26 protein-coding genes and 1 pseudogene are annotated in these 25,985 nt (G+C 65.6%); 16 read left to right on the top strand and 11 right to left on the bottom strand.

Annotated features, from left to right (window positions below; genetic code table 11):
- Positions 1-32: 32 nt before the first annotated feature.
- Both LDL21_RS05955 and LDL21_RS05960 read right to left on the bottom strand, forming a co-directional pair.
- Positions 33-1,172: a serine hydrolase domain-containing protein gene (locus LDL21_RS05955; protein ID WP_225279089.1), complete on the bottom strand. Its 1,140-nt coding sequence runs from the start codon at positions 1,170-1,172 to the stop codon at positions 33-35.
- 251 nt (positions 1,173-1,423) lie between these two features.
- Positions 1,424-1,780 (bottom strand): annotated as a pseudogene (locus LDL21_RS05960) (virulence activator alpha C-terminal domain-containing protein); the annotation flags it as partial.
- Between the two features lie 126 nt (positions 1,781-1,906).
- Here LDL21_RS05960 and LDL21_RS05965 point away from each other — a divergent pair.
- Positions 1,907-2,656 carry a class I SAM-dependent methyltransferase gene (locus LDL21_RS05965; RefSeq protein WP_225279090.1) on the top strand — a complete coding sequence of 250 codons (750 nt, stop codon included), beginning with the start codon at positions 1,907-1,909 and terminating at the stop codon, positions 2,654-2,656.
- Positions 2,657-2,921: 265 nt separating this feature from the next.
- Complete coding sequence (locus tag LDL21_RS05970) at positions 2,922-3,356, top strand: lipid II flippase MurJ (RefSeq protein WP_225279091.1); 435 nt, start codon at positions 2,922-2,924, stop codon at positions 3,354-3,356.
- A 72-nt stretch (positions 3,357-3,428) separates the two neighbouring features.
- On the opposite strand, the gene LDL21_RS05975 is transcribed toward LDL21_RS05970, so the two are convergent.
- Together LDL21_RS05975 and LDL21_RS05980 are read right to left on the bottom strand one after the other, a co-directional pair.
- On the bottom strand, positions 3,429-4,580 hold the full coding sequence (locus LDL21_RS05975) for an alpha/beta hydrolase family protein (protein ID WP_225279092.1): 1,152 nt from the start codon (positions 4,578-4,580) through the stop codon (positions 3,429-3,431).
- Between the two features lie 267 nt (positions 4,581-4,847).
- Positions 4,848-5,048, bottom strand: coding sequence for a hypothetical protein (locus LDL21_RS05980; RefSeq protein WP_225279093.1), 201 nt, complete (start codon positions 5,046-5,048; stop codon positions 4,848-4,850).
- A gap of 190 nt (positions 5,049-5,238) precedes the next feature.
- Between LDL21_RS05980 and LDL21_RS05985 the strand changes: the two genes are divergently transcribed.
- Positions 5,239-5,565, top strand: coding sequence for a DUF1330 domain-containing protein (locus tag LDL21_RS05985; protein WP_225279094.1), 327 nt, complete (start codon positions 5,239-5,241; stop codon positions 5,563-5,565).
- Between the two features lie 389 nt (positions 5,566-5,954).
- Here the strand turns inward: LDL21_RS05985 and LDL21_RS05990 are convergent, their stop codons facing one another.
- The 3 genes from LDL21_RS05990 to LDL21_RS06000 all read right to left on the bottom strand — a co-directional run bounded on the left by LDL21_RS05990 (position 5,955) and on the right by LDL21_RS06000 (position 7,915).
- Complete coding sequence (locus tag LDL21_RS05990; RefSeq protein ID WP_225279095.1) at positions 5,955-6,446, bottom strand: VOC family protein; 492 nt, start codon at positions 6,444-6,446, stop codon at positions 5,955-5,957.
- Between the two features lie 593 nt (positions 6,447-7,039).
- A complete protein-coding gene (locus LDL21_RS05995; protein WP_225279096.1) occupies positions 7,040-7,306 on the bottom strand; it encodes a hypothetical protein in 267 nt (88 codons plus the stop codon).
- Between the two features lie 333 nt (positions 7,307-7,639).
- Positions 7,640-7,915, bottom strand: coding sequence for a hypothetical protein (locus tag LDL21_RS06000; RefSeq protein WP_225279097.1), 276 nt, complete (start codon positions 7,913-7,915; stop codon positions 7,640-7,642).
- 213 nt (positions 7,916-8,128) lie between these two features.
- On the opposite strand from LDL21_RS06000, the gene LDL21_RS06005 reads away from it, so the two are divergent.
- Positions 8,129-9,235, top strand: coding sequence for an SDR family NAD(P)-dependent oxidoreductase (locus tag LDL21_RS06005; protein ID WP_225279098.1), 1,107 nt, complete (start codon positions 8,129-8,131; stop codon positions 9,233-9,235).
- Between the two features lie 60 nt (positions 9,236-9,295).
- On the opposite strand, the gene LDL21_RS06010 is transcribed toward LDL21_RS06005, so the two are convergent.
- The 3 genes from LDL21_RS06010 to LDL21_RS06020 are packed head-to-tail and all read right to left on the bottom strand — an operon-like array spanning position 9,296 to position 13,171.
- Positions 9,296-10,918, bottom strand: a complete 1,623-nt coding sequence (locus LDL21_RS06010) for an acyl-CoA synthetase (RefSeq protein WP_181698509.1) — start codon at positions 10,916-10,918, stop codon at positions 9,296-9,298.
- Positions 10,919-10,945: 27 nt separating this feature from the next.
- Positions 10,946-12,634 carry a carbamoyltransferase N-terminal domain-containing protein gene (locus tag LDL21_RS06015; RefSeq protein WP_225279099.1) on the bottom strand — a complete coding sequence of 563 codons (1,689 nt, stop codon included), beginning with the start codon at positions 12,632-12,634 and terminating at the stop codon, positions 10,946-10,948.
- A gap of 60 nt (positions 12,635-12,694) precedes the next feature.
- On the bottom strand, positions 12,695-13,171 hold the full coding sequence (locus LDL21_RS06020) for a nitroreductase family deazaflavin-dependent oxidoreductase (protein ID WP_181698511.1): 477 nt from the start codon (positions 13,169-13,171) through the stop codon (positions 12,695-12,697).
- A 136-nt stretch (positions 13,172-13,307) separates the two neighbouring features.
- On the opposite strand from LDL21_RS06020, the gene LDL21_RS06025 reads away from it, so the two are divergent.
- The 8 genes from LDL21_RS06025 to LDL21_RS06060 all read left to right on the top strand — a co-directional run bounded on the left by LDL21_RS06025 (position 13,308) and on the right by LDL21_RS06060 (position 21,323).
- Positions 13,308-14,099: an SDR family NAD(P)-dependent oxidoreductase gene (locus LDL21_RS06025; RefSeq protein ID WP_225279250.1), complete on the top strand. Its 792-nt coding sequence runs from the start codon at positions 13,308-13,310 to the stop codon at positions 14,097-14,099.
- A 133-nt stretch (positions 14,100-14,232) separates the two neighbouring features.
- Positions 14,233-15,075 (top strand): acyl-CoA thioesterase domain-containing protein, encoded by an 843-nt coding sequence (locus LDL21_RS06030; protein WP_225279100.1) that lies wholly within the window; start codon positions 14,233-14,235, stop codon positions 15,073-15,075.
- A gap of 8 nt (positions 15,076-15,083) precedes the next feature.
- Complete coding sequence (locus tag LDL21_RS06035) at positions 15,084-15,776, top strand: maleylpyruvate isomerase family mycothiol-dependent enzyme (protein ID WP_225279101.1); 693 nt, start codon at positions 15,084-15,086, stop codon at positions 15,774-15,776.
- 18 nt (positions 15,777-15,794) lie between these two features.
- Complete coding sequence (locus LDL21_RS06040; RefSeq protein WP_225279102.1) at positions 15,795-16,946, top strand: cytochrome P450; 1,152 nt, start codon at positions 15,795-15,797, stop codon at positions 16,944-16,946.
- Entirely contained in the window at positions 16,940-18,139 is a 1,200-nt protein-coding gene (locus tag LDL21_RS06045) for a cytochrome P450 (RefSeq protein WP_225279103.1), read from the top strand. Before LDL21_RS06040 ends, LDL21_RS06045 begins: the two co-directional genes overlap by 7 nt.
- A 115-nt stretch (positions 18,140-18,254) precedes the next feature.
- Entirely contained in the window at positions 18,255-19,370 is a 1,116-nt protein-coding gene (locus LDL21_RS29990; protein ID WP_181698517.1) for a cytochrome P450, read from the top strand.
- A 28-nt stretch (positions 19,371-19,398) separates the two neighbouring features.
- On the top strand, positions 19,399-21,036 hold the full coding sequence (locus tag LDL21_RS06055) for an acyl-CoA synthetase (protein WP_225279104.1): 1,638 nt from the start codon (positions 19,399-19,401) through the stop codon (positions 21,034-21,036).
- 53 nt (positions 21,037-21,089) lie between these two features.
- Positions 21,090-21,323, top strand: coding sequence for a dihydrofolate reductase family protein (locus LDL21_RS06060; protein ID WP_225279105.1), 234 nt, complete (start codon positions 21,090-21,092; stop codon positions 21,321-21,323).
- Between the two features lie 303 nt (positions 21,324-21,626).
- On the opposite strand, the gene LDL21_RS29725 is transcribed toward LDL21_RS06060, so the two are convergent.
- Positions 21,627-21,752, bottom strand: coding sequence for a hypothetical protein (locus tag LDL21_RS29725; protein WP_255674287.1), 126 nt, complete (start codon positions 21,750-21,752; stop codon positions 21,627-21,629).
- On the opposite strand from LDL21_RS29725, the gene LDL21_RS30140 reads away from it, so the two are divergent.
- The 4 genes from LDL21_RS30140 to LDL21_RS06080 all read left to right on the top strand — a co-directional run bounded on the left by LDL21_RS30140 (position 21,747) and on the right by LDL21_RS06080 (position 25,919).
- Positions 21,747-22,193 carry an ATP dependent DNA ligase gene (locus tag LDL21_RS30140; protein ID WP_225279106.1) on the top strand — a complete coding sequence of 149 codons (447 nt, stop codon included), beginning with the start codon at positions 21,747-21,749 and terminating at the stop codon, positions 22,191-22,193. The genes LDL21_RS29725 and LDL21_RS30140 overlap by 6 nt on opposite strands.
- Positions 22,194-22,492: 299 nt before the next feature.
- Positions 22,493-23,698, top strand: a complete 1,206-nt coding sequence (locus LDL21_RS06070; protein WP_225279107.1) for a cysteine desulfurase family protein — start codon at positions 22,493-22,495, stop codon at positions 23,696-23,698.
- On the top strand, positions 23,698-24,813 hold the full coding sequence (mnmA, locus tag LDL21_RS06075; RefSeq protein ID WP_225279108.1) for a tRNA 2-thiouridine(34) synthase MnmA: 1,116 nt from the start codon (positions 23,698-23,700) through the stop codon (positions 24,811-24,813). The genes LDL21_RS06070 and mnmA overlap by 1 nt, the downstream gene beginning before the upstream one ends.
- A 38-nt stretch (positions 24,814-24,851) precedes the next feature.
- Entirely contained in the window at positions 24,852-25,919 is a 1,068-nt protein-coding gene (locus LDL21_RS06080) for a methionine synthase (RefSeq protein ID WP_225279109.1), read from the top strand.
- Positions 25,920-25,985 lie beyond the last annotated feature (66 nt).

Here is a 25,985-nt window from a genome sequence, read left to right on the forward strand (position 1 = left end):
TCGGCCGCATAGGGGAGCGGTGGGGCAGGCGATCACGACGCGCACAGTGCGGCGTCCAACACGCCGTTGACCGCATCCGCCTCTTCCTCGGTAGTCGGCAACTGGTTGACCGTGACGGTCACCGCAGTGCCATCGGACGTGACGCCGTTGCGCGTCTCGAAGCCAGGAATGCTGCCGCCGTGCCCCCACACCTGCGCACCGCACGACGCAGTCCGATGGATCAGAGCGAGCCCGTAGTCCGCGCCCGGCATCCGGTCGAACGGCACGGTGCGCTGCATCTCGGCCAATTGCGCAGGCGGCAAAAGCTTTCCGGACAGCAACGCGATGAAGAAGCGGTTCAGGTCGGTCGCGGTGGCGACCATGTCACCGGCGGTGGCGGCCCAGGACGGGTCGAAGTCGGTGAAATCGACCGGCTCACCATCGACCCGGTGGTAGCCACGGGCATGCGGACCACGGATGCCGGTTTCGCGGGAAGCGGGCACATAGGTGTCGCGCAGACCGAGCGGCTCGAGGATCCGGCGCCCGATCTCGTCGGCGGCCGGATTGCCCGTCACCCGCTCGATCAGCAGACCGGCCAGCAGGTAGTTGGTGTTCGTGTACACCGATTTCGCGCCCGGTTCGAACTGTGGCGGCGTCGTCATCGCCCGCCGGACCAACTCGGTCATTTCGAAGTGCTGCCACCGCAGCGCCTCCTCGTCCGGGTCGAGCTGTTCGGAGTTCTGGGCTGTGATGCCGTCGCCGGAGCCACGACCGAGGTAGTCGGGCACCCCACTGGTGTGCTGCAACACCTGCCGCACGGTGATCCGGTTGCCGTCGTTGCCGCTGCCGCGCACCACCCCGGGCAGGTAGCGCTCGATCGACGCGTCCAGGTCGACCTTGCCCTCGGCGACCAGCTGCATGATCACCGTGGTCACGTAGGTCTTGGTGTTGCTCCCGATCCGGACACGCGCGTCCGCCGGGAACGGTGCGCCGGTACCCAGGTCACCGACGCCCGCACTGAACGACCGATGTCCGCCGGGCCCGTCGACCACCACCTGCACACCCGGGAACCCCTGGCGAACCACCGCGTCCATCGCGGCAGCCACCGCAGGTGGCGGCATCGTCACCACCTCGTCCGATGCCCCCACCGACGCCCCACCCCCGCACGCGGCCACCGCGAGCACCGCACCCACCACAACAACTGAAAGGCCCGCTTTACCGGAGTTCCGCCGAAATCGGTTCATGAGCAGTGTCTTTTCTCCTGTTCGAGCCGGAAATCATCGGTGCGTTCCCGACGATTTCGAGCCTAGGAATCGACAACCCGCGTGCCCATGCCACGCGCACCCGAATACCGGGTCCCGCCTACTGCCCCGGGGTGGTAGTGCCAGCACCACCACACCCGCTTACCGGCCGTCCATTTCCCACCTCGGGCGCGTGCGCGACGCTAGATGTTCGAGGGGATGCGTCGATCGATCGCCGCCAAGGCGAACTCCGCCCAGCGAATGTTCTCCTGTTCGAAGGAGATTCCGCGCAGCAGGGTGAGATAGGGTCCGATGCGCTCGGCCTCGGCGAGGTAGGCCTGTTCGCTGCGACCGTCGAGCAGTCTGTTCCGAAGGCGTTCGTAGCGAGCCAGTTTCGCTCTCGCCCATTCCATCCGCTCGGCGACCGCCGCCCGCGCCGACGCGGTGTCCTCGACGTCCATGCCCTGGACCTTGACCATCATCTCGTCGCGGATCGCGGTCGGCTTGGCCGCCGAGGCGATGAATTCGTGCAGTGCGGCACGCCCGGCCGGGGTGATGGAGAGTTGCAGCAAGGGTTCTTTGCTGAGCATTCGACCTCCCCTGGCGGAATCTATTGCCCGAGTGGGCGATTGGCGGTCGGGATGATCTCCTGGCGTCCTGTTTGGTTGATCGGCAGGATGGTCAACATGCCTGCCATTTCCGAGAGTTCCGCCGGGGCAGCCGATGTGGCTGTGGAAAACGACTACGACAGCTTCGCTGAGGGGTATGCGGCCGAAACCGAAACCAACCTCATCAACGGCTATTACGCGCGGCCCGCGATCGTGGACCTTGCCGGAGACGTGACCGGCAGGAAGATACTCGACGCCGGCTGCGGCTCCGGCCCCATCTTCGCGGCGCTGCGTGACCGCGGTGCCATTGTGACCGGGTTCGACGCCAGCGCCAAGATGGTGGAGCTGGCTCGTCAGCGACTCGGCGTCGAAGCGGCCCTGCAGGTCGCCGATATCGGCAGCCCATTGCCGTTTCCCGACGGTGCGTTCGACGATGTCATCGCGTCCCTGGTGCTGCACTACCTGGAGGACTGGACTGCGCCGCTGGCCGAGTTGCGGCGCGTTCTGAAGCCCGGCGGCCGGCTGATCATGTCCGTCAATCACCCACTCGTCTTCAAATTGCTCTATCGCGACGCCGACTACTTTGCGACCGTCAAGCACTCCGACGAATACACTTTCAACGGTCAGAAGGCCGTGCTCACCTACTGGCATCGGCCGCTGCATGCGATGACCGACGCTTTCGCCATGGCGGGCTTCCGCACCACTGTCATCAGCGAACCGCCTCCGGCGCCAGGTGCCCGCGAACTCTTTCCAGACGCGCTGGCGAAGTCCACCTCTGGGGCGTTCCTGAGCTTCCTGTTCTTCGTTCTGGAGGCCGTTCAGCGCTGAGACCCTGCTGCTTCCCCGAAGGTATTGCGTCCCCGGGTCATCGAATCCGAGGATGCCGAATTCGGTCGCTGCTTGGTTCGCTGGAGCGGGGCGTCGACCTGGGCGAGCTTGTCGCCGCCGCCGTTGTAGCTGACCTAGGCCCTCGACTTCGTCTAGCCAGCCTTCGCGTTTTGCCTCGATGATGCGGGCTTCGAGGTTTGTCGCGGTCTCTTCGAGCCTGGCTCGTCGGGGCGGTCCGGTCTACTCGGTCCAGGTCACGGCACTGGTGTTCACTGGCCGCGTCGACTCCGACGCTGCCGCGCTGATCGGGACCGCCGTCGCCTGCTCCGCCTCGGTCTGGCGCGTCATGCTGCCGATGCGAGTGTTCTACGCCTACAACGACACCCGCACCCCCGCCCTGCTCAACCTGATCATGGTCACCACCAAGGTCAGTATGCTCGTCGCGGTCGCCACCCTGCTGGCCGACCGCACCGTGATCGTCATGCTCAGCGTCGCGAGCTCGTTGGCCTACGTCGCCGGCGCGATCGCCGGTCACATCCTGCTACGTCGCCGCCACGGCCTGCTCGGCTTCTCCACCGCCGCCACCACGGTCACCCGCGTCGTCGGGGCCACCGCAGCGATACTCGCCTTCGCCATCGCCGCCTACGTCATCGGGATCCCTGAGCTGCGCGCAATACAGACGCTGTTGCCCCGCCGATAACAGAGGCGACTCACGAAGATCGACTGGACCATTCGAAAAGAATTCTTTCTAGAACACGGCGATCACGTCGATCTACGGGTAAGGCATGACTTCCGGCTGCGCCAGGCCGGTGACCGTTGCGGTGAGGTCGGCGCGGCCGAAGACGCTGTCGAACCAGGTGCGCAGGTAGGTGCGTTGCAGGTCGATCGAGCGGGCCGGGTCGATGACACCGACCGCCTTCTGTCGCACCTCACCGGGAAGGAGCCCGGTGTCGGCGAGACGGGCAAGGATCAGTTGCTGGTCGCAGAACGACATGTGCTGAGTTCCCCGTACCCGCAGCGGGACCTTCAGTCCGGTGTTGTTCTGCCAATACGGCTCCCAGCCCGGCTCACCGAACCACGGCGAGAACTCACCGGCCAACATCAGCAGCGGTTGGTCGAGACCGCTCTCGGCGACGGATCCGAGCACCGGACCGTCCAAGTTCACCCCCGCCCGGATCCGGGAGTCCTCGTGTAGGGCTTGCATAGTGGTCGACCCCCCGAGCGAGTGCCCGAACATCGCCACCCGGCTCGAGTCCAGGTTCTCGATGAGTCCGACCGGTAGCGCCTTCGCGCTCCGATCGTCGGTGTGGGCGGCGGTCAGTTCGTCGAGGACGAAACGGGTGTCGGCCACCCGGGTGGGCAGCAACAGGTCACGCAGAACTTCCTGAGGGGAATCCAGCGGTACCTGTGTCAGAGCGGTGCGACCGTCGGGGAACTCGACGGCGAACGATTCGTGGGTGTGATTGAGGGCGACGACCACGTAACCGTGGCTGGCGAGATCCTCGGCTTGGGCGGTGCTCCAGCCGGTGGCGTCGCCCATTCCGGGAGAGTTCAACAGGACCGGGAACCCACCATCGCGCTTGCGGACCGGTGCGTCGCGGCGGCTGTGGCTCGAGGCGAGGGTCCAGGTGCCGGCGGGAACGTCGAGCTCGCTGAGGAATTCCTCCTGCGCGGTCGAAGCACCCGGCGGCATCCACGGTGCGGCCTGGGCCGCGGTGTGCTCGGCGGGGTACCAGATCTGGGCCAGCACTTCTCGTGGCCCGCCGGTCCACGGATCGGTGCGGTTCCTGTCGATCAGATGCCATTCGGTGACCCCGACCGAGGACAGGCCGGTCGGGGCGGGCAGCTCCACGCTCACCACGGTCGGCGCCTGCGGGGCCGCAGCGCCCAGTCCCGCGCCGCTACCCGTTGCAACCAGTGCCATCGCCAGGGCTGCTGCGACGCGGCGTAATCCGTTGCCTGCCAATGTCTACCCCCCACATCGAATCGGTGATGCGTGGAGCCTACAAGCGCGGACGCCGGGCAGCTTCGTCCAACGGCCGCTTGTAACGAGTTGTCCGGTAAGCGTCTCGTTTCCGAACACCTGCATTGCCACCTCCGGCGAGACCTCGCCCATCCCATGTACCAGGTGTCAGGGTCGTGGTTGCGAGGAGATGGAAGGTGTCGTGGGGGAGTTCTCGTCGGCGTGTACTTACGCGATGTAGTCAGCGCGGATGAAGGCTGCCCCTTCGGTAGTGGCGGCCTGAGCGATGCTGGAAGCGAACTCGCTCAGGTAGCACTTGATCGCTGCCTTCCCGCGGCGGATCATCCCGGGGCCGGGTTCTTCACGAACGAGCTCGGTCATCACCGAGTCGATGGTGTCGCGGACGTCGCTCTCCTGCTCGTCGGGCAAGCTGATCGCGGAGAGGTTCGCGAGCAGATCGGAGAGGACTGTGGCTCGTAGCCCGGGGCGATCTGGCGAGTGCTGGACTGCCCCTGGTTCACGGTGCCGCTGTTGTCACAGGCCAGCTGGACCGTGTTGCCGATGCACAGGGGTCACCTGCGCGGCCGGTCTGCTCGCGTGAAGTACCTTCGGCGAGAACATGATCGATACATCGAAGCCGCTGCGCGGCGGCAGGAGTTACGGGATGGCAGCCTACGTTGTAGTCGAGGCCGAGGTTCACGACGAGCAGGTTGGTTTGGCGTACTGGAAGCTGGCTGAGCCCTCGATTCGCCAGTACGGCGGCCGATATCTCGTCGCCGCCAAGCCCGAGGTTCTGGAGGGCGACTGGCCGGGGCGTGTGGTTGTGCTCGAGTTTCCCGATCTCGATCAGGTCAGGGCCTGGTACGACTCACCGGAATACCGCGCCGCTCGTGAAATCCGGAAGTCCGGCGTCACTGTGCGGCTGGTCTTCGCCGAAGGGATGTGAGCGGCTCGGACGCGCTGCGGCAGACAACGTCCGCTTCTGCCGCTGAGCACTCGGTGGGCCGCTGAGATCCGATGCGGCTCGAGACATCCGCACATGCCGATGTCCGGCCGAACTACGGCTTGAGCCTCGCAAATTCGACATGTAGTGACACGTCGGCTTACCAGCAAACTGTGACGAGCCGTGCGAGCTGTCGGCGAGTTGCGTTGGTGCCCTGTACGTCCCGATCCTCGATCCCGACTGGGGTCTGGAGCGGATGCTGGTAGCGATGTCAGGTAGCTACGCGCTGGACGTGGGTCGGTGCTAGACGCTGTGCCCTGCGGCTTCCTGGTGTGCCCCCAACCGTTTGCAGGAGGGCGCAAACCGCTTGTGCCGCAGCTGGTCGGCCCGGTTTACGACTCACAGCCGGAATTGTTGCGCAGCACGCAGAACTCGTTGCCTTCGGGATCAGCGAGGATCACCCAGCCCGAGCCATCGGGGTTCCGGTGATCGGCGACAAAAGTGGCACCGATGCCGCGCAGCCGGTCCACCTCCTCATCGCGTGAGCTCTCGGGGCGTAGACACAGGTGGATCCGGTTCTTGATCGTCTTGGACTCGGGTACCTGGTTGAAATGGAGTACCGGGCCCTCGGCGAGCAACACTTGAGTCTCCTCGGCACCCGGTCCGTCCTCCGGATGCGTCGGGCTCCCGGTGGCAGCGCTCCAGAACAGAGACAGCGCATAGGCATCCGCACAATCGATCGCCACGTGCTGCACTCGAGAGACCATGCCGCGATCATTCCCGAACGCCATGCCGGCAACCACCGAATTGCGGCATCTGGTCGGCCGGAATCGTGCTGTGATCACCGACGTGAAGAGTTCGCGCCACGCGAATTCGATTTCCACGTCGCCCGGGTCCCCTCTGGGATGTGCCCGGGAACGCACGAACCTGTGACAACTACCCGCAAGCAGGTCAGCAGGATTTCTGGTCAGCATTCTCGCGTGCGAGGCCGCTGCCGGACGAAAGCCCCAGGTGAGGTGTCGCAGGTTCGATTCCAGCGATCAAGAACCTGCGACGTGCGCTTCGCTCAGTCGACCGAGTGATCAACAGCCCGTCTGGATGCGAGCAGCGATCTCGCCAGTTCACAGTGGCCCGCTGGAAGGTCGCAGGTTCGATTCCTCCGCAGGACACACAAAAATGGGCAACCGCCTGGTCATCGCGGATTCCTACACGATCTAGCGATCCCGATTCGCCGGTTCCGAACCTATCGCGTTGCCGTCTCCGTTGGGCCCACGGCAAGGCACGTCGACGATGGGAACGCAGGCGAGCCTGGGGTCTGCTCTTATGAACTGGTGATTGAAGCCGTTTTGCTCTGGTGATTGGAGTCGGCTCGGGTCGTGCGGCTTCGAGCGGTTAGGAATGGCTGGGCGGCGGCGCGTCGCTGTTCGGGTGGAAGCAGCGCACGCCGTCGCGTGCCGGGATGTCACCGCCGGTCGGATCACCACACGAGAGTGGGACTCTTGTAGACCTCGACTCTGCCGTCGCTCCATTCCACCGCCAGCTCGGAGTGGTACCTGCGGCCCGTGGTCGGGTCGCCCAGGTCCGGTGGGCGATACGACTGGGCCCGCTCACACGGTTCCTTAGTCGGCTCGAAGACCGGCCCGAGGTAGTCGCTGTCGTCGTCGTACAGACCAATCGTGATGGTGCAGTCCTCCGAGACGTTCGTGGTGGCCCAATAGCTGAGACTGCCGGAGTGGTCCTTCATCACGCAGATCCGCAGATTATTCGGACCGTCACACAGCTCCTGTCCAGGGGGCGTGGTCGACGAGACCGGGGGTGCGGGGTGTGAATTGGTGACCGGTGTCCCACCACTGCTGGTATCAGCAGTGGTGGGAGTCGAGTTGGTGGCGCACTGCACGACGATCGCGAGGATCGCGATCGGGATTGCGACGACCGCGGCTATCCCGCTGATCTTCGGCCAGTCGGGGCCGGTAGGCCCGCCGCCACTGCCGCTTCCGAAAGGTGTCGGGTCAGCCGTCATTGTTCTGTTCTCCCCCTGGGTATTCCGTGAAGTCGGCTCGGTGTCGGAGCCGGACTGTCACCGGTGCTCTCTGTCGATCTGGTCAAGTACCTCGCGAACCGAGGGCAGCAGGTTCACACGGATAAAGTACCGCTCGATGGTGGCCTCTTGGCGGTTGTCGAGGTGCTTCTTCTCGATCAGACATTCAGGCTGCCGCAGCCGCAGCGGCATCGACCGGAACGCATGCCGCTGTGCCGATTTCGCGCCCGAAAGGCTCTTCGCGCCGGTGAGTTCCTCGATGTGCGCGGATGTAGCGCTGCCTCCCTCAGCGACCAGGAGCCGCAGCGTCTGCATGCCAATCCCAGGTAGCGCCGCGAGGAATCTCTTGATTGTGGAACGGTTCCCGCGGCCGGATGGCGACGAACACGGACGACAGTTGCGTCAAGCGATATCGAACCCGCCCGGTGCACGCACCAGTGGCGGCCCCGGGCATGTCCTGCGGAATATGGGGGGTTGTCACGGTGGTGACGCCGCTAGCGGTCTGTCGAGTCGCCGGACCGCTGGTGTTTGCTGCGTTGTGTAACTGCCCGACCTGCCCGGCCACCGCCTAATAGTGCACAGCCCGGCCGCGGGAACAGAACAGTCCTCATCACCGGCGGCACCTCGGGCATGGGTCTGGCCACGGCCCGGCGCCTGCTCGACGAGGGCGCCTACGTTGTCATCACCGGCCGCGATGAAGACCGATTGCACTGCGCCGCAACCGAACTCGATGCCGGACCACGTGTCCTCGCCGTCCGGGCCGACGCCGCGAACCTCGACGACCTGGACGCCCTGATGCGTTCGATCAGCACCTGGCGCGGCCACCTCGACGCGATCTTCACCAACGCGGGCACCGCCATCTTCACCACGATCACCGAATTGACCGAAGCCGATGTGGACCGATCCTTCGACGTGAACTTCAAGGGCGTGTTCTTCACAGTGCAGAAGGCCCTGCCGCTATTGAAGGAGCGGCGGCCTCGTCGGTTCCTTCCCCAACCGATAGTGGCCGCATCGTCCGCCCGAGCGGGCCGCCATCTGATACAACAGGATGGCGAAGGCATTGTGCGGGAACAGGTTCGCGCGGATGGGTGGACGATGACCGGCGAACAGCGCGGTGCGCACAACGGCTTGGCGAAGCTGGTCGCGTTCATCGCGATACCGATCGGGTTGGTTCTTCTCGGCGTCGGAATCTTCGGCTACGTCAATGATCCCGACGCCGCACCGATCTGTGACGGGAAGGCCATGACGCCCGGTACGGAGTGCTGGACGTACGGGGACTCGCACGGGGTGACCAGCTACGAGGAGCTGGCCGAGAGACAACGCCAGAATCTCGAATCGGCGCGGGACATGGTGCCGATCGGGGTGGTGATCTTGTTGATCGGTATCGCCGCTTTCGCAGTGTCGCGGCAGGGCACGTCGAGCGGCGGTGCCGTGCCGCGCGCGGTGCCGGTCCCGCAGACCCCGAGCAAGCCCGCCGACGAGATGAACACCCTGCTCGGCATGGTCCTCGGCAATACGGCGGCCGCCAACCGGCTCATCGGCTTCGAACTGCGGGCGGATCCGTCGGCCGATCGTGCGACGGCGATCGATCGGGCCATCGAGCGGCTTCGGGCGGACCGAGGTCGGCACGGCTGACCCGCTTGCACGTCAAAGGGCCCCTGACCTAGTGGTCAGGGGCCCTTTGATCGCTCTTGGTCAGCGCGGCGACGCGGCCTCGTCGGCATGCTCGGCGGCGTACTTCTTGGCCGCCGGGTAGTTGGCCTTGCCACTGGGCTGACGCATCATCTCGTCGACGGTCCAGTACGAACGGGGCGCCTTGTAACCGGCGATCTTGGTGCGGGCGTGGGCATCCAGCTCGGTCAGGTCGATGGTGGCGCCGGAGCGGGGCTGGATGATCGCGGCGACGGTCTGGCCGTACCGGTCGTCCTTCAGTCCGATGACCAGCGCGTCGAAAACGTCCGGGTGCGACTTGAGTGCGCCCTCGACCTCCTCGGGGAACACCTTCTCGCCGCCGGTGTTGATGCATTCCGAACCGCGACCGAGCAGGGTGACGGTGCCGTCTTCCTCGTAGCGGGCGTAGTCGCCCGGCACGACGTAGCGCTTGCCGCCGGTCTCGACGAAGATCGTCTTGGTCTTCTCCGGGTCCTTGTAGTAGCCGATCGGCACGTGACCGGTGCGCGCCATCCGGCCGGTCGCACCGGGTTTCGGCTCGACCAGGTTGCCGTCGTCATCGATCAGCGCGGCCTGCGCACTGAACTTCACCCGGGGACCCTGCGAATGGTCGGAATCCTTGCTCACCACACCGAGGCCCGTTCCGCCGCTCTCGGACGAACCGATGACATCGGTGATGAACACATTCGGGAACAGTTCGAGGTATTCCTGTTTCAGTGACTGCGAGAACAGCGCGGCATGGCTCGTGAACGCCCACAGCGACGACGAATCGTAACTACCGGCCTTGTAGGCGTCGAGCAGCGGCTTGGCCATGGCGTCGCCGACAACGGTGAGCACATTGACGCGATGCTTTTCCACCGTCTGCCACACCACATCGGCATCGAACTGCGGAATGAAAACGACGGTGCCACCGGAGTTCAGGGCGATGAACGCCGCCCACTGCGCCGCACCGTGAATCAGCGGCGACAGCGGCGCCATCACGATACCGACCGGGGACTGCTTGGCGTTGTTCGCCAGTTCCCATTCGTCCTTCACGTATTCACCGGTGACATGGTTGATACCGCCACCGAGCGCACGCCACACATCTTCGTGCCGCCACATCACGCCCTTGGGGAAACCCGTTGTGCCACCGGTGTACAGGATGTAGGTGTCGTCGGAACTGCGCTCGTCGAAATCCCGTTCGGGCGATTGCGCGGCGATGGCTTCGTTGTATTCGACACCGTTGTAGCGACTGAAATCTGCGTCCGAGGCGTCGTCTACCACCACCACGTCGGTGAGCTTCGGCGTTTGCGGCAGCACCTCGGCGACGATGTCGGCGTAGCGACGTTCGTGCACCAGCGCCACCAGGTCCGCGTTGTCGACGATGTAGCGGACCTCCTCGGCGGTGTAGCGGTAGTTGATGCTGACCGAGATCGCGCGCAGCTTGTACGTCGCGATCATCGTCTCGAGCGCCTCGATCGAGTTGCGCGAGTACACGCCGACATGGTCACCCTTGCCGACGCCGCGCGAGGCGAGATGGTGCGCCAACCGGTTGGCGCGCTCGTCGAGCTCACGGTAGGTGACCTGCCGGTCTCCACAAATGATTGCGGTGCGATCGGGCACCGCGTCCACAGCATGTTCGAGCAGATCAGCGACGTTCAAAGCCATATCAGCAAGATAGAACGTGTTTCAGTTTTAGGCAATAGAACGGGTCGGATCCGGGTTGGTGTAGAGCAGTCCGTCGGACCACACGTACCGTGTGCCACCCCACCGAAGGGCCGACGCGACATCCGGGAAGAAGCCACTGCCGTTGAGGTTCGCGCTGGTGTTGCAGAGCACGGGGACGCCTGTGAGTGCCTCGTAGGCGGTCAGGATCCGGGCCGCGGCGATATCGTCGGTTCGTTGGACGGTCTGCAGCCGTGCGGTGCCGTCGAGATGGATGACCGCCGGGATGCGATCGACCCAATCGGGGCGAATTTCGTGCTCGAACAGCATGTAGGGATCGCTACCCCCCGGCGTGAAGATTTCGGTGGCCCGGTCGGCGAGGCATATGGGCGCAACCGGTCGATAGTCGGCTCGGTCCTTGATCAGGTTGAGTCGCTGCTTCATTGCTGTGTCCCGAGCGGGTGCCAGAATGCTGCGATTACCCAGTGCCCGTGGACCGAGTTCGGCGCGGCCGGAAAGGACGACGACCGGCTCGTCGTATTCGTGCAGAATTCTGGCTACCCCGGCTTCATCGCAGGGCGTGACCGTCCATGATTCCGGAACCGTTCCGGTGCGAATGGGCGGACCGCTGAAGACGGACCAGTCGAGCGCTGTCAGCCCGGTGCCCCACATCTCGCAACACGCTGTGCCGATGGCGGCCCCGGCATCATTCGGAAATGGTGGTACCCACACGTCGGTGAACAGTCCCGACGCTCGTATCCGGCTGTTCCATTTGATATTGAGTGCGCATCCGCCACCGAGACACAGGTTTCGGGGAGCGCCGGGAAAGTGTTCGGCTACGACGCGAGCCAGCGCCGCGAGTAATCGTTGTCCCAGGTATTCCTGGAAAGTGGCGATGATGTCCGCATCGGACAGGCCGGGTAGGTAGGCATCTCGTTTCGCCAGTATGGCTTGGGCCATCGCTGCGGCGTTCTGTGGAACGACGCTCGGGAACCTACCGAGCAGATCGTCGAATACCGGGAACGCCGCTTCCGATGGGGTGCCGAGGGCGGCGTAGGCCATGGCTTTGCCGGCCACGGAAAGGTGGTGGCGGATCAGGGCGTTCATGTCGAGGCCGCGCCCGTCGAGACGGAAGGGGCCGAAATGCGCGTTGAAGTCGGAGAAGAAGTTGCCGGGTACCCGCAGCAGCGAGGAGACGGCGCGGACCGACCGATCCGCGGGCCGGACGTCGTAGAGGCGCGGGGTCGTTCCGCCGTCCCACACGAGCACCAGCGAGTCTTCGTTCCGCTGCGCGAACGGGCTCGAACAGTACGACCCGAGTAGGTGGTTGGCGTTGTGGAAGTAGCTCGTATAACCCTTGCCCGAGCCGAAATCGTGTGCATCGAAGTGGTAGCGCTGCATCGGCTCGGACCGGCCCGGGGAGTCGGCGTACGCGGCGACCGGCAGGTGAACGGTCATATCGTCGCGTCGAAGTGGTACGGCCGGTTCGAACGGATCCTGGCCGGGCTGTGCCCACCACCCGTCGACGACGTAGGCGTCCACATCGCGATGGTCGATGCCCGCTGTGCGTAGGAGCTCCGGGACGCGCGCGGCGTCGCCCAGTGGGGTATAGCGATCGAGGTTGTCGATCTTCTCCATTTCGATGCTGGTGACCAACCGGCCGTTGTCGATAAGTGCGATGCCCCCGTCATGGGTTGCTTTGATCCCGCAGATCAGCATCGGATCCTCCTTCGTGTCGTGGCTGCCCGAGAACCGAGCGTGACTTCTCGAACGGCGTCGTCAGCGCTCGGACTCGCGACTCAGCACGAACATGCGCAGCTCTCGTTGGGATCGGGCGGCGTAGTCGGTGTAGTCCGGCCAATGCTCGATCACGTGGGCCCACAGTTCGGCGCGCTGCTCCGCGCGCACCGGATGTGCGATCACGGAGAACGTTTCACCCTCGACGCGGACTACCGCCCGCCCTGCGGCGGTCAGGTTGGCGGTCCATGCGGGGTGGGTGGCCTGGCCGAAATTGGAGCCGACCACGATCATGTCGTCGCCGTGTGGCACGTAGAGCAGCGAGACGGTCCGCTCGGCTCCCGTCTTGCGCCCCTTGGTGGTCAGCAGCAGGTTGGGAAAACCGCCGAGTGTCAGCAGCCCCACGCGTCCTCGGGTGAGGCGCTGGGCTGCGAGGTCGACCTTGGCCGCGAATTTGACGAGGGTCAGGTAGTAGGGACTGTCTCCGAACGCCCGGACGAACCTCGACTGCGACTCCATAACACAATTCCCCTCACTTCAACTTGCAAGAACTGCAACAGGTTCCATTCATTAGAATGTAACGTGTTCTACCGCAGTATGTCTGGCATTGTCCAGGCTACGTACAGTCGATGTAGCGCATATGGGGAGCATCTGGATGAAGGACGAGCGACCAGTTGTCGTGGTGACGGGAGCATCGTCGGGGATCGGTGCCGCCGTGGCGCTCCGCCTCGGTGTGGCAGGTTGCCGAGTAGTCGCCACCGGGCGCGACGCCGCGCGGCTCGACGGTACTGTCGCCGCGATCCGGGCCGAGGGCGGAGCGGCGACAGCTGTCTGTCTGGATCTCACGGCCGCCGCTGAGATCGAGGCGTTCGCTGCGGGTTTCGGTGAGTCCCACGGTGCGGTCGGCGCGCTGGTTCTGTGCGCCGGTGACGCCGACATAGCCACGGTCGAGGAGCTTTCTCCCGCTGGTCTTGCGGCCATGGTCGACGTGAATCTGCTTGGTGCACACCGGCTTATCCATACTCTACTGCCGGCGATGATCGAACGCCGTCGCGGTGACATCGTGGTCGTCAGCAGTGAGAACGTGACCCGGTTCAAGCCGATGATGGCTGCCTACACCGCCTCGAAGTGCGCCTTGGAAGCGCTGGCGGTGACCATGCAGAAGGAGTTGGAGGGGACCGGAGTTCGGACGTCGATCGTGCGGCCGGGATCGACGCGCACCGCCATGGGGAGCACCTGGGCGCCCGCCGAGCTCGGTGCGCTGTTCGGGTTGTGGGGGCGGTGGGGTCTGGCTCGTCATTCGGGACGGATGGATCCCGACCATGTCGCGCAGGTGGTCGAATTCGTCCTCGGCGCGCCGAGGGAAATGAATGTGGCCTGTGTGGAGGTGCAGCCTGAAGCGCCGGTGGCTTCGGTCGAAGAGGCGAAAACTGTTGCGGCAAAATAGAACCTGTTCTACTGTCCATATTGGTACTGGTTCTTAGCAAGCTGAACGGGTCGACGGGGAATCTCGGCCCGGCGCTGGGTAGTAGAACCGCCCAGAGTGATTTGCAGACTGAACAGTCTGCGGAGGGGACATTGTGGCTCTTTTCGTGCGCACGGCGGGGACCAGCCGTCCGAGTGGCTACGCCCGCAGCCAATGGGATCCCGAGGCGGTGAACGGCACGGCTGTCGCAGCCCTGGCCGGGCAGGAGCTCGGCGACCATGCCTCCGGCACCGGTCTCGTCCCGGCCCGCTTCTCCTTGGAACTCCTGCGTCCGGTTCGCTTCGCGGGGCTGGAAACCGCAGTGGTGACCACCCGCAAAGGAGCGAATATCGAAGTCCTGGACTGGACTTCGCACCAGGAAGGGCAGCTCGTGGCGCGGGCGACCCTCACACTGCTACGCGAGTCGCGACAGCCACCCGGCGAGTTCTGGACAACCGAGCACGGAGCGCGACCACCGTGCCCGCCCGGCCCGCCGACCAGGCCCGGCCTGTGGTGGAACCACGACGGTGCCGGACCGGACCTGTGGACCGAGCAGCCACGCGATGTGCAGAACGCGCAGCGCAAACGCATCTGGATCAACCATGTCGAGGCAATCGAGGGCGTGCCGATGTCCTCGGTCGCCCGATTGGCCGCGACCGCCGAGCTCACGAACACGATCACCGCCTTGGGATCGACGGGCATCGGCTACATCAACCACGACACGACAGCGGCTTTCACGCGCGCACCGGCCGAAGGCGGCCTCGGGCTCGAAGCGCACCAGCACCTGGCCGCGGCCGGGTTGGCTGTCAATGTCGCTCAGCTCTATGACGCCGAAGGCGTACTCGGAGTCGCCGTCGTGAGCTCGCTGTCGGTGGCCGAGCGCCGATTGGACCTCTCCGAAACGGAACCCGAATGGGCCGACTCAGGCAACCTGTCGCGGGCGCATCGCGCCAGTTAGGACTCGACATGACCCTTGTTCACTGGGACAAGTCTCGCATCATCGATGAAACATGCCGCGAATACAGCGAACTCGGCGATCGATTCGCCGATATCAGTGTGCGCGAACTCGACAACCCCACCCGCTGTTCGGGCTGGACCGTCCGCGGCGTGCTCGCCCATCTACTCGCGACCGGCGAAGACGTCATCGACGGAACGATCGGTACCCGGCCGCCGGACGTGCAGGCCCTCGCCTACCCACAGGCCACACCGCAGTTCTTCGCATCGGGATTCCGCTCGGTCGCGCAGCGTCTGCGACCACACCTGGAATCGCTGGACGACGCGATCTGGGCAGCGGACACCTACGGTGTCGCCGGGCAGCCCTTCGGAGTCGGAGTGCTCACGCTCGTGCACGAGATCGCCGTGCACGCCGATGATGTGGACGACGCGCTCGGCAGGCGAGTTCTGTTGTCCGACAGCGCGGTCACGATCTCGACCGAGTGGTTGTCGACCGAATTCGATCGCCTCGACTATCCGAGAACCAGGGTCGTCCTGTCCACCGGCCAGGAACTGACGGCCGGCAGCGGCGGCAAGGAGATGGTGCTCACCGGTACGCCACTGGATTTCGTGCGCGCCGCCACGGGACGCATCGACGCCGAGGTGATCGGCGGACCGGCCGATCTGAACATCTACGGCCGGGACCGCAGACATGAAGGGGTCTAGGGAAGGGAGTGGCAGCTGATGAGTCCTAGTGTCGTAGAGCTCGGTACATCACCGGCGGGAGATCCCAGCTGGGTGGTGAAGGACTATCAGACGATCCGTCGTCTGCTGTCCGACGGCCGACTCAACAGGTTCCCGCCGGTGGATGTCGAATGTCCGGCCCGGTTCACCCACGCCGAGATCATCCGGTTCAAGCACCTCGATCCGAACGCTCCGCCGCCGCCGGACGACCTTATCCGGCGTACCGTCGCGCATGCGTTCTCCAAGCGCCGCATGCACGCGATCGAAGCCAAGGTCGAGGCGATCACGACGTCGTTGATCGACGCGATGATCGCCGCCGGACCGCCCGCCGAACTACGACGGGACTTCGCTGGACCGCTCTCCTCGCAGGTGATCTCCAGCCTGATCGGCGTCCCGGACGAAGACCACCAGCTGATTCAGGAGTTGTCCCAATCGGCGGCCAATCTCGCCGAACCCGAGATCTCCGCTCCGGCCGACCAGCAGCTCAAGGATTACATGCGTCAGCTGGTCGCGAAGAAGGAAGCCGATCTCGGCGACGATGTCATCAGCGACATCATTCGTCTGCGGGTCGACCACCCTGCCCTGGAAAATGTCGACCTCGTCATCGGATTGGCGACCGGCTTGCGCTTCGCCGGACAGATCAACACAGTGACACTGATCGACCGTGGCATCGTCCATCTGCTTCGCCACCCGGAATTCCAGGCCGAGATAGTCGTCGGCGACCGTGCCGCGCGGGCACGGGTGGTCGAAGAGATCCTGCGGTTGCCGCATCCGGTGCAGGGTCGCGTCGCAGGTGTACCGCGCTATGCGACAGCCGATTTCGAGCTGGGCGGGTGCACGATCCGGCGCGGCGACCTGGTGGTCATGGACATCGAGGCGGGAAACCTCGATCCCTCGGTCTTCGCTGATCCGGGTGACTTCTGCCCCGCCCGCCCCGCCACGTCGCATCTGTCGTTCGGAGCGGGAACGCACTACTGCGTCGGTGCCGCGCTGGCCCGCTGCGAAATGGAGACGGCGTTCGCGATGCTGCTCGGGCGCTTACCGGAACTGCGGTTCGCTGTGCCGTTCGAAGAGCTCGAACCGCTGAGCCACGAGCTGTCCGGCGGAGCGACCCGCATCCCGATCACCTGGAAGGTGTCCCAGTCGTGCTGAAAGACGAAGAGATCACCCAATTCCCGTCTGCGGCATGCCGATCGCTCGGCTTGGATCCAGTGCTGCGGGAGATGCTGGCACAGGGGGAGCGTGCACGGAAGGTCCAGCTTCCCCACGGCCCGGAATCCTGGATCATCACCGGCTACGACGACAACCGGGCGATCTACAGCCGCCCCGAGTTCACCCGCCAGGGTATCGATACCGAGGAAGCGCCCCGCCTGACCGCCGGATTGATGCTCGCGGGCGCCATCGGGTGCCAGAAGGACAAAACACACGCCGCGCTGCGGCAGGCCGCCACCAGGGTCCTCGATCGCACGATGATCTCTCAGGTCGAGGACATCGCCCTGCGAACCGCGAACGAACTCGTCGACTCCATGCGTGAGCGTGGCGACGGGTGCGATTTCGTCCGGGATTTCGCCAGGCCGTACTCCATCCGTGTGCTGTGCCAAATCCTCGGGATACCAGGCACCGACGAGGAATTCGTCATCGAGATGGTCGGCGCGATCCTCGCTGGTGGGCACAGCGGAGACGCCGGGACCGCGACCGAGGCGAGCACCCGGTTGGGTGTCTACATCATCGAGCTCGTCAACGAACGCCAGCGGAATACCGGCTCGGACTTCATCTCCCGGGTCGTCTCGCACACTGCCCTTTCCACCTACGAAGTGGTGGTTCTGACCTACGCGATGGTCATGGGTGGGTTCGAGACGACAGCCAACATGCTGGCCAAGTCGCTGGCCAGACTGCTTGTCGAAGAAGAACTCGTCGAGCGGGTGCGTCACGAACCGGCGCGGATCCCCGACATCATCGATGAGCTCTTGCGGCTCACCTCGGTGGCAGGCGGCGAAGGAATTCCGTGGCTCGTGCGCGAGCCTGTCGAGATCGCCGGAAGGCACCTGCAACCGGGTGATTACGTCGTTCCGGCGCCCGGTGCCGCGAATCGGGACCCGGCTGTCTTCGACAATCCGGAGGAACTGCGGCTCGGCCGCGACGAGCGCCAACATCAAACACTCGGCTACGCGGCGCATTACTGCCTGGGGAACAAAGTCGCCAGGGTCGAGCTCGACACGGCGTTCCGTGTTCTGCTCGAGCGATTCAGCGGCCTGCGCCTCGCGGTCGATATCGACGACCTGGACTGGGACGAGGAATCAGCCATCTGGCATCTCCGTGCGCTCCCGATCTCCTGGCGCGGGTGACGGTGACATGACACCAGAAGTGGGCGCGGCGGCGTCGTACCCCGCGGCGTCTCCGATTCCGACCGAGCGGACCTGTCCATTCGATCCACCCGACGGCTTGCGTGGACTGCCTGCGGTGAGCCCGCTCAGATTCGCCAGCGGTGCCGAAGGCTGGTTGGTCACCGACTACCGGATCGCGCGCAGCGTCCTCAGAGACTCCCGATTCAGCACCGACCGGAAGTTGACCGAAGCGCCGATTCGGGAACTTCCGCCGATCCTGCGCGAATACGGCACACCCCCGGGCATGTTCAACTGTCTTGACGGCGATTCCCATGCGCGGTACCGACGGCTCCTCGCGGGGTACTTCTCGGCGGGGCGGATCGCGGAGTTCGCGCCGCGGGCCGTCGACATCGTCGACGAACAGATCACGACAATGGCCGAGGTGCTCGATTCCGCCGGTGAAGCCGATCTGCTTGCCGTGTTCGCGATGCCGGTTTCGTTGCGCCTGATCTGCGAACTGCTCGGGGTTCCCGATCGACTCAGCGGGGATATCGCACGGCTGGCCTCCGTATTGTTCGATCTGTCGGCGTCGGGCGACTCGATGATCGCGACCATTCTCGAGCTGCGCGAGATTCTGCTCGACGCCATCAGGCATACCCGCACCTCGCCGTCGAGTGGGCTGATCGCCGACCTTGCTCGTGATCCCGAGATCGACGACGAAGAACTGTTCCAGATCAGTCAGGTTCTCCTGCTCGCCGGATTCGAAACCACCGCGAACATGCTGGCACTCAGCACGTTCGCGTTGTTGTCGGCTCCGGATCAGCTGCGACGATTCCGTGCCGGGGAGGTGTCCGCCGCAGCGGCTGTGGACGAACTCCTGCGCTATCTGTCGGTGGCCCATATGGGCCCGGTCCGCGCGGCAAGTGAATCTGTTCGCCTGGGGGAGGTGACCGTTGCGGCGGGCCAATCGGTGATGATTTCGGTCCCGGTGGTGAACCGCGACCCCGCATTGCTCGACGACGCCGACAGATTGCTCCTCGATCGTCCACCGGTGAACCACATTTCCTTCGGGGTCGGCGCACATAAATGCATCGGCCAATACTTGGCGAGAACCGAACTCGAGATCGGGCTGACGCGACTGTTCGCGCGGTTCCCGACCCTGACGCTCGCGGTCCCACCCGAGCAGGTACCGCTGCGGACTGACATGTTGGTTTACGGCGTGCACGAGCTGCTGGTCTGCGTCGAAGGCTGAGACAACCGCATCGGATGAGGAGAGAACCGTGGCACTGAACATCGCAGATCTGTTCGAGCACGCAGTGGATGCGGTGCCCGATCTTCCGGCGGTGAAGGTGGGGGAGCGAGCGCTCACGTTCCGCGAGCTCGACGTCGCCGCGAATCGGCTCGCGCATTTTCTCGCCGGGCGGGGGATCGGGCCCGGGGATCATGTGGCGCTGTATGCGAAGAACAGCATCGAGCATGTGGTCGCCTTGCTGGCGACATTGAAGGTGCGCGCTGTTTCGATCAATGTGAATTATCGCTACGTCGAGGGGGAACTCGATTACCTGTTCGAGAATTCCGACGCGGTCGCGGTGCTGCACGACCGCACCTACGCATCGGTGCTCGCGCGCTGTGTACCCCGGCATCCGAGGATTCATACGTGTGTGGCGCTGGTCGATCCCATGGCTCCCGACGACGAATCGGACCTGTCGGGTTTCGGCGGCCTCACCTATGCGGAGGGGATCGAGGGACAGCCGGGGACGCGTGACTTCGGGCCACGTAGCGGCGACGACATCCATATCATCTACACGGGCGGAACAACCGGGTTCCCGAAAGGCGTGATGTGGCGCCACGAGGACTATTGGCGGGTTTTCGGCGGTGGGACCGATTTCGAAACCGGTACGCTCCTGGGCGAATTCGACCAGTCCGAGGCGGCCGCGAAAGCTCGCCGAATGGTGAAATTCCCGCTGAGCCCCCTCATGCACGGCGGCGCCCAGACCGGGCTTCTCCGGCACCTGTTCGTCGGCGATCTGACAATTCTCGAACCCAAATTCGACCCCGCGACCACCTGGGACGTCATCGATCGTGAGCGCGTCCAATTCCTGTTCCTCACCGGCGACGCCATGGCCCGACCGCTGATCGAGGAATATCAGCGACGCACGGCGAACGGTCTCGGCAGTGGTTCCAGCCTCGTCGTGGTGGCGAGCAGCGCCGCGGTATTCAGCCCCGAGGTCAAGAACAGGTGGCTCGAGAATTTCCCGAACACCGTATTCACCGACTCGATCGGGGCGACCGAAACCGGATTCCAGGGCACAGCGGCGCAGTCCCGCGAGAATGTTCGACAGGACGGCCCCCGCGTCGCCCTCGGCCCGGATTCCGTCGTCCTCGACGACAACGGCCATCTCCTCGATCTCACCGCCGACGTCGGCGCCATCGGCCAACTGGCCCGCGCCGGCCGCATCCCCCTCGGCTACTACAACGACCCCGTCAAGACGGCCGAAACCTTCAAGACCGTCAACGGCATCCGCTACGTCGTCCCCGGCGATCGCGTCCGCATCGAGCCCGGTGCCCGCGTCACCCTCCTCGGCCGCGGCTCGAACTGCGTCAACACCGGCGGCGAAAAGGTCTACGTCGAGGAAGTCGAGGCGGCGATCAAAGCCGTTGCGGCGGTGTACGACTGCATCGTCGTCGGCGTGCCGGACGAACGCTTCGGCAACGCTGTCGCCGCGGTCGTCGAATTGCGACCGGGACACCAGTTGACTCTCGACGAACTCCGTGCCTCCCTACGCACCTCGCTGGCCGGGTACAAGCTCCCGCGCGTGATGACGACGGTGCCGAAGGTCCCACGCAACGACGCCGGAAAGGCGCAGTACCCGCGAGCGCGGGAGCTGGCATCGTCAGCCGATGCGCGATGGCTGTGAATCTCCCACGATTGTGCGCCCCAACGCGGTGAGCCGGGCTACCGCAACTCCGGGTGGACCTTCCAAAACATCGACTTCGTCCGGAGGCCTTCGAGATCAAAGGCCGTGAACAGCAGGAGGCCAGCGCGATCCTGACGGGTCGGGTCAGCTACGAGGCATTCAGCCCGGTGTGGCCCGACATGGCGGACTTCGCGGAATACAAGGAGATGCCCGAGTACGTCGTGTCGACCACACTCACCGACGACGATCTGGTTACCAACCGGGGTGAAACCACGATCCTGCGGTAGGACGCCACGAAACTGCGTCTCGTCGAGTCGCAGGCCTTCTCGAACTGCCTGCAGCTCAACATCTTCGACGTCATCGGCTGATCGTCGCCGTCCTCACGCGGCCGCCGGCGCACCACCAGCGGGCACGGCGGTGGCTTCGCCGGTCTCGCGCAGGGTCGATGCACCGGTGACGCGTCGAACGTCGGCCACGTGAGCGGAACCCTTGCCGGGCGGGCATAGGCTCTGATCTTGTGGGGTTCACGGTCCCAGCGCCCCGGCCGGGATCAGCTTGTGGAGCCGCAACTTACGTGACCTCACCGGCTCCTACCCTGAGATCGTCACTGCCCTGGCCGAGATCACCGAGGTCGCACCATCCTGCTCGACGGCGAACTCGTCGCCCTCGACGACCGCGGTGCCCCGTCGTTCTCCCGGCTGCAGCAGCGTATGCACGTCCGGCGCCCCGCCCCGGCGTTGATCGAGCAGATCCGCGTCGACTACATCGTGTTCGACCTGCTCGGCATCGACGGACGCCTACGTTGCATCGGCGGAGTCGGCACCGGATTCACCGCGGCCACCCGCCGCAGCATGCGCGCGAGGCTCGACGAGATCCGCCGCGACACCAGCCCACTCGACGACCCACCACCGGCACTGGTCGCGCGTATTGCGTGGTGGGTTCAATTCGTTTCCCCACAACACTCAGTACGAGGCCTGTTGTGGCGAGCTCGGCGCACCCGTAGGTGGTCGTTATCGTCTCTAGACGGCCATCAGGTCTCTACTCGGCCGGATGACAGCGAACACAACGACAAGGGGCCAGCGTTCTCGCACCGCCCCGGGTACGGGCAACGGCGCCCCCCGGCACCCGGGCTGCGGAATATGGGGTTTGTCCGGTAGCGGCGCAGCTAGCGGACGTTGTCGGCCGCCGCGCGGTGACGGCCCTGCGGGCGGATGTACGCAGGCGGCCGTCTGCGGTCCAACCGCATCTGCACGCGTGCGCGGACCTCTGCGGTCGCCAGCTCGGCGCCTTCGCTCTAGCTTTCTCGACCGTCTCACCGGCCCACTCTTCGCCGATTCGGGAATGAAAGTAGGTGATACACGTGTTGGAAATCCTGGGTAAATCGTAGAAAAATCGTAGAAAGCAGGGGTGGACCCCGAAGATGACCAGGTCAGCGGTGGTATAGGCTTTGTCGGTCATGAAGTCGGCTTATTCGGGTGCGCCCAAGACGGTCTACCTCGATCATGCGGCGACCACTCCGATGTTGCCTGCCGCTGTCGAGGCGATGACTGCTGCCCTGGGGGCGGTGGGGAACGCCTCGTCGCTGCACGGGTCGGGGCGGGCGGCGCGGCGGACGCTCGAAGAGGCGCGGGAGGCGATCGCGGCGGAGCTGGGGGCGCGGCCGTCGGAGGTGATCTTCACCTCCGGGGGGACCGAGAGCGACAATCTCGCGATCAAGGGGATTTTCTGGGGGCGGCGAGCGGTCGATCCGCGCCGGACCCGGCTGGTGGTGAGCTCCGTCGAGCATCACGCGGTGCTCGATGCGGTGGAGTGGCTCGAGCAGCACGAGGCCGCGCAGGTGAGCTGGTTGCCTGTCGACGGCGAGGGTGTGGTGTCGCCGCACGCGCTGCGCGAAGTGCTCGAGGCGCACGGTGACGAAGTGGCGCTGGTAAGTGTGATGTGGGCCAACAACGAGGTCGGCACCGTCCAGCCGATCACCGAATTGGCCTCCGTCGCACAGGAATTCGACATTCCGATGCACAGCGACGCGATCCAGGCGGTGACCCAGGTTCCGGTCGATTTCGGGGCGAGCGGGCTGGCCGCGTTGAGCGTCGCGGGGCACAAGGTCGGCGGTCCGCACGGTATCGGCGTGTTGCTGCTCGGTCGGCAGGTGCCCTGTGTGCCGCTGATCCACGGTGGCGGGCACGAACGCGACCTGCGTTCGGGAACCTCCGATGTGGCGGCCGCGGTCGGCTTCGCCGCCGCCCTGCGCGCCGCCTCCATCGAGGCGGCACACAGCCTGAAAGCGTTGCGCGACAAGCTGATCGCGGGTGTGCTCGCGCTGGAACCCGACGCTGTGCTCAACGGTCCGGCCGATGAACGCAGGCTCCCCGGCAACGCCCACTTCACCTTCCCCGGTTGCGAGGGCGACTCCCTGCTGATGCTGCTCGACGCCGCCGGTATCGAATGCTCGACCGGCTCGGCGTGCAACGCGGGAGTGGCCTCGCCGAGTCACGTCCTGATCGCCATGGGCGTCGAGCCGTGGCAGGCGCGCAGTTCGCTGCGGTTCTCGCTGGGCCACACCTCGACCGAATCCGATATCGACACATTGCTGACCGTGCTGCCGCAGGTCATCGAAAGGGCCAGGGCCGCAGGTCTGGCCGGCGCTAGAGGAGGTGCCTGATGCGAGTACTTGCCGCCATGAGTGGTGGAGTCGATTCGGCGGTGGCCGCGGCGCGGGCCGTGGACGCCGGTCACGAGGTGGTCGGGGTGCACCTGGCGCTGTCGGCATCGCCGGGCACCTTACGCACCGGTTCGCGTGGCTGCTGCTCCAAGGAAGACGCCGGTGACGCCCGCCGCGCCGCCGATGTGCTCGGCATTCCGTTCTACGTATGGGATTTCGCCGACCGCTTCAAAGAAGACGTGATCGACGACTTCGTCGCCGCCTACGCCGCGGGCGAGACCCCGAACCCGTGCCTGCGCTGCAACGAGAAGATCAAGTTCTCCGCGCTGGCCGACCGCGCGCAGGCCCTCGGCTTCGACGCCGTGGTCACCGGGCACTACGCCCGCCTCGAAGACGGTGTGCTGCGCCGCGCGGTCGACGCCGACAAGGACCAGTCCTATGTGCTCGCGGTGCTCACCGCCGAGCAGCTCTCGCGCGCCATGTTCCCGGTCGGCGACACCCCCAAGCCACGCATCCGCGAGGAAGCGGCCGAGCGGGGTCTCGCGGTGGCGAACAAGCCCGACAGCCACGACATCTGCTTCATCCCCTCCGGCGACACGCGGGCGTTCCTCGGCGCCAAGATCGGCATCCGCCCCGGTGCGCTCGTCGATTCCGACGGCACCGTGCTCGGCACCCACGAGGGTGTGCACGGGTTCACCGTCGGTCAGCGCAAGGGCCTCGGCCTGAGCCACACCGCCGCCGATGGCAAGCCTCGCTATGTCACCGGGATCGACCCCGATTCCGGCACGGTGAAGGTCGGTTCGGTGGAAGACCTGCAGGTCGACGTCATCACCGCCGACCGCGCCATCTGGACCTCCGGCGTGCGCCCGACCGAACCGGTCGAGTGTGTGGTGCAGGTGCGCGCCCACGGCGGCACCGCGCCCGCCGTGGTCGAACCGGTGGGTGACGGGCTGGTCGCGCGGCTGCGTGAACCGCTCAGCGGCGTCGCGAAGGGTCAGGCCATCGTGCTCTACCTGCCCGATGCCGACGGTGGCGACACCGTGGTCGGCAGCGGCACCATCAACGGCACCGATCGCGCCGGGGTCGAGGCGGGGATCACCGACGCTTCCGCCTGAGGAGCGCGCCGTTCGACGACACGAAAGGTGTTGTGCACGTGACATTGTCGCGAAGCAAGGACTCCGAGGAGAGTGCGCCCGCGGACCTGCTCGTCGGCGGCATCGCCACGGGTATCGGATCGTGGCCGGGCACCGACCCGAGGGAAGCTGCCGCGACGATCATCGGTGAACTGTCCGACCTCGCGCACCTGGTCGAACTGCCGCAGCGCGGAATCGGCGCCGACATGATCGGCCGGGTGTCGGCGCTGCTGGTGGATCTGCGCTTCGACTCCACCACGCGCGGTTACCGGCTGGCCGCCCGCCCGGGCTCGGTGTCCCGCCGGGCACGTGACCTGCTCCGGTTCGATCTCGATGCGATCGAAGAAGCCTGGGAGACAGCAGGTTTGGTCGGAGCCGGCCGTGTGGTGAAGCTGCAGTCGGCGGGACCGCTCACCCTGGCCGCCGAAGTGGAACTGCCCGGCGGGCATCGGATTCTCACCGATCCCGGTGCGGTGCGCGATCTTTCGGAATCCCTCGCCGAAGGTTTGGCGCGGCACGCGGACGAGCTGCGCAAAAGGCTGGGGGCCCAGGTCGTCATCCAGCTCGACGAACCGCAGCTCACCACGGTGCTCGAAGGTTCGTTGCAGGGGCCGAGCATCCTCAACACCATTTGCGCGCTTCCCGAACCCGACGCCGTGCGCATTCTCGACACCGTGATCGAGGCCCAGAACGCGCCGGTCCTGTTGCACACCTGCGCATCTCGTCCCGCCCTGGCCACTATCGGCCGCACCGCCGCCGCCGGCATCTCCTTCGACGCCGCGACCATCACCACCCCCGACCTCGACCCCCTCGGCGACATCGTCGACCGGGGCAAGAAGATCGCCCTCGGCCTCACCCCGGCCGAGCCGCCGGCGGCGCCGATCACCTGGCGCGAGATCGCCGAACCCGCCGTCCGCCTGGTCGACCGGCTCGGCTTCCCTCGCACGACCCTGGCCACCCAGATCCTGGTGACCCCCGCCTGCGGGCTGGCCGGCGCCTCCCTCGAATGGTCCCGCCGCGCACTCGCGCTCAGCACCGAGGTGGCGCGTGCCTTCGCCGAGGAACCGGAGTCGTTGAACGTCGAGTAGCGGCCGCCTGTCCGGTGCCGTAACCAGGCAGGCGCTTCGGTGTCCCGGGGTTCGAACGTCCTTAGA

The organism is Nocardia rosealba (genome assembly GCF_020216065.1).
Classification (GTDB): Bacteria; Actinomycetota; Actinomycetes; order Mycobacteriales; family Mycobacteriaceae; genus Nocardia; species Nocardia rosealba.

Bases quoted from the DNA above. Each gene is read 5' to 3' on its own strand.
- LDL21_RS05965 (WP_225279090.1), top strand. From the start codon at position 1,907: ATGCCTGCCATTTCCGAGAGTTCCGCCGGGGCAGCCGATGTGGCTGTG.
- LDL21_RS05975 (WP_225279092.1), bottom strand. From the start codon at position 4,580: ATGGCACTGGTTGCAACGGGTAGCGGCGCGGGACTGGGCGCTGCGGCC.
- LDL21_RS05985 (WP_225279094.1), top strand. From the start codon at position 5,239: ATGATCGATACATCGAAGCCGCTGCGCGGCGGCAGGAGTTACGGGATG.
- LDL21_RS05995 (WP_225279096.1), bottom strand. From the start codon at position 7,306: ATGAAGGACCACTCCGGCAGTCTCAGCTATTGGGCCACCACGAACGTC.
- LDL21_RS06000 (WP_225279097.1), bottom strand. From the start codon at position 7,915: ATGCAGACGCTGCGGCTCCTGGTCGCTGAGGGAGGCAGCGCTACATCC.
- LDL21_RS06010 (WP_181698509.1), bottom strand. From the start codon at position 10,918: ATGGCTTTGAACGTCGCTGATCTGCTCGAACATGCTGTGGACGCGGTG.
- LDL21_RS06015 (WP_225279099.1), bottom strand. From the start codon at position 12,634: ATGCTGATCTGCGGGATCAAAGCAACCCATGACGGGGGCATCGCACTT.
- LDL21_RS06020 (WP_181698511.1), bottom strand. From the start codon at position 13,171: ATGGAGTCGCAGTCGAGGTTCGTCCGGGCGTTCGGAGACAGTCCCTAC.
- LDL21_RS06025 (WP_225279250.1), top strand. From the start codon at position 13,308: ATGAAGGACGAGCGACCAGTTGTCGTGGTGACGGGAGCATCGTCGGGG.
- LDL21_RS06035 (WP_225279101.1), top strand. From the start codon at position 15,084: ATGACCCTTGTTCACTGGGACAAGTCTCGCATCATCGATGAAACATGC.
- LDL21_RS06040 (WP_225279102.1), top strand. From the start codon at position 15,795: ATGAGTCCTAGTGTCGTAGAGCTCGGTACATCACCGGCGGGAGATCCC.
- LDL21_RS30140 (WP_225279106.1), top strand. From the start codon at position 21,747: ATGCACGTCCGGCGCCCCGCCCCGGCGTTGATCGAGCAGATCCGCGTC.
- LDL21_RS06070 (WP_225279107.1), top strand. From the start codon at position 22,493: ATGAAGTCGGCTTATTCGGGTGCGCCCAAGACGGTCTACCTCGATCAT.
- mnmA (WP_225279108.1), top strand. From the start codon at position 23,698: ATGCGAGTACTTGCCGCCATGAGTGGTGGAGTCGATTCGGCGGTGGCC.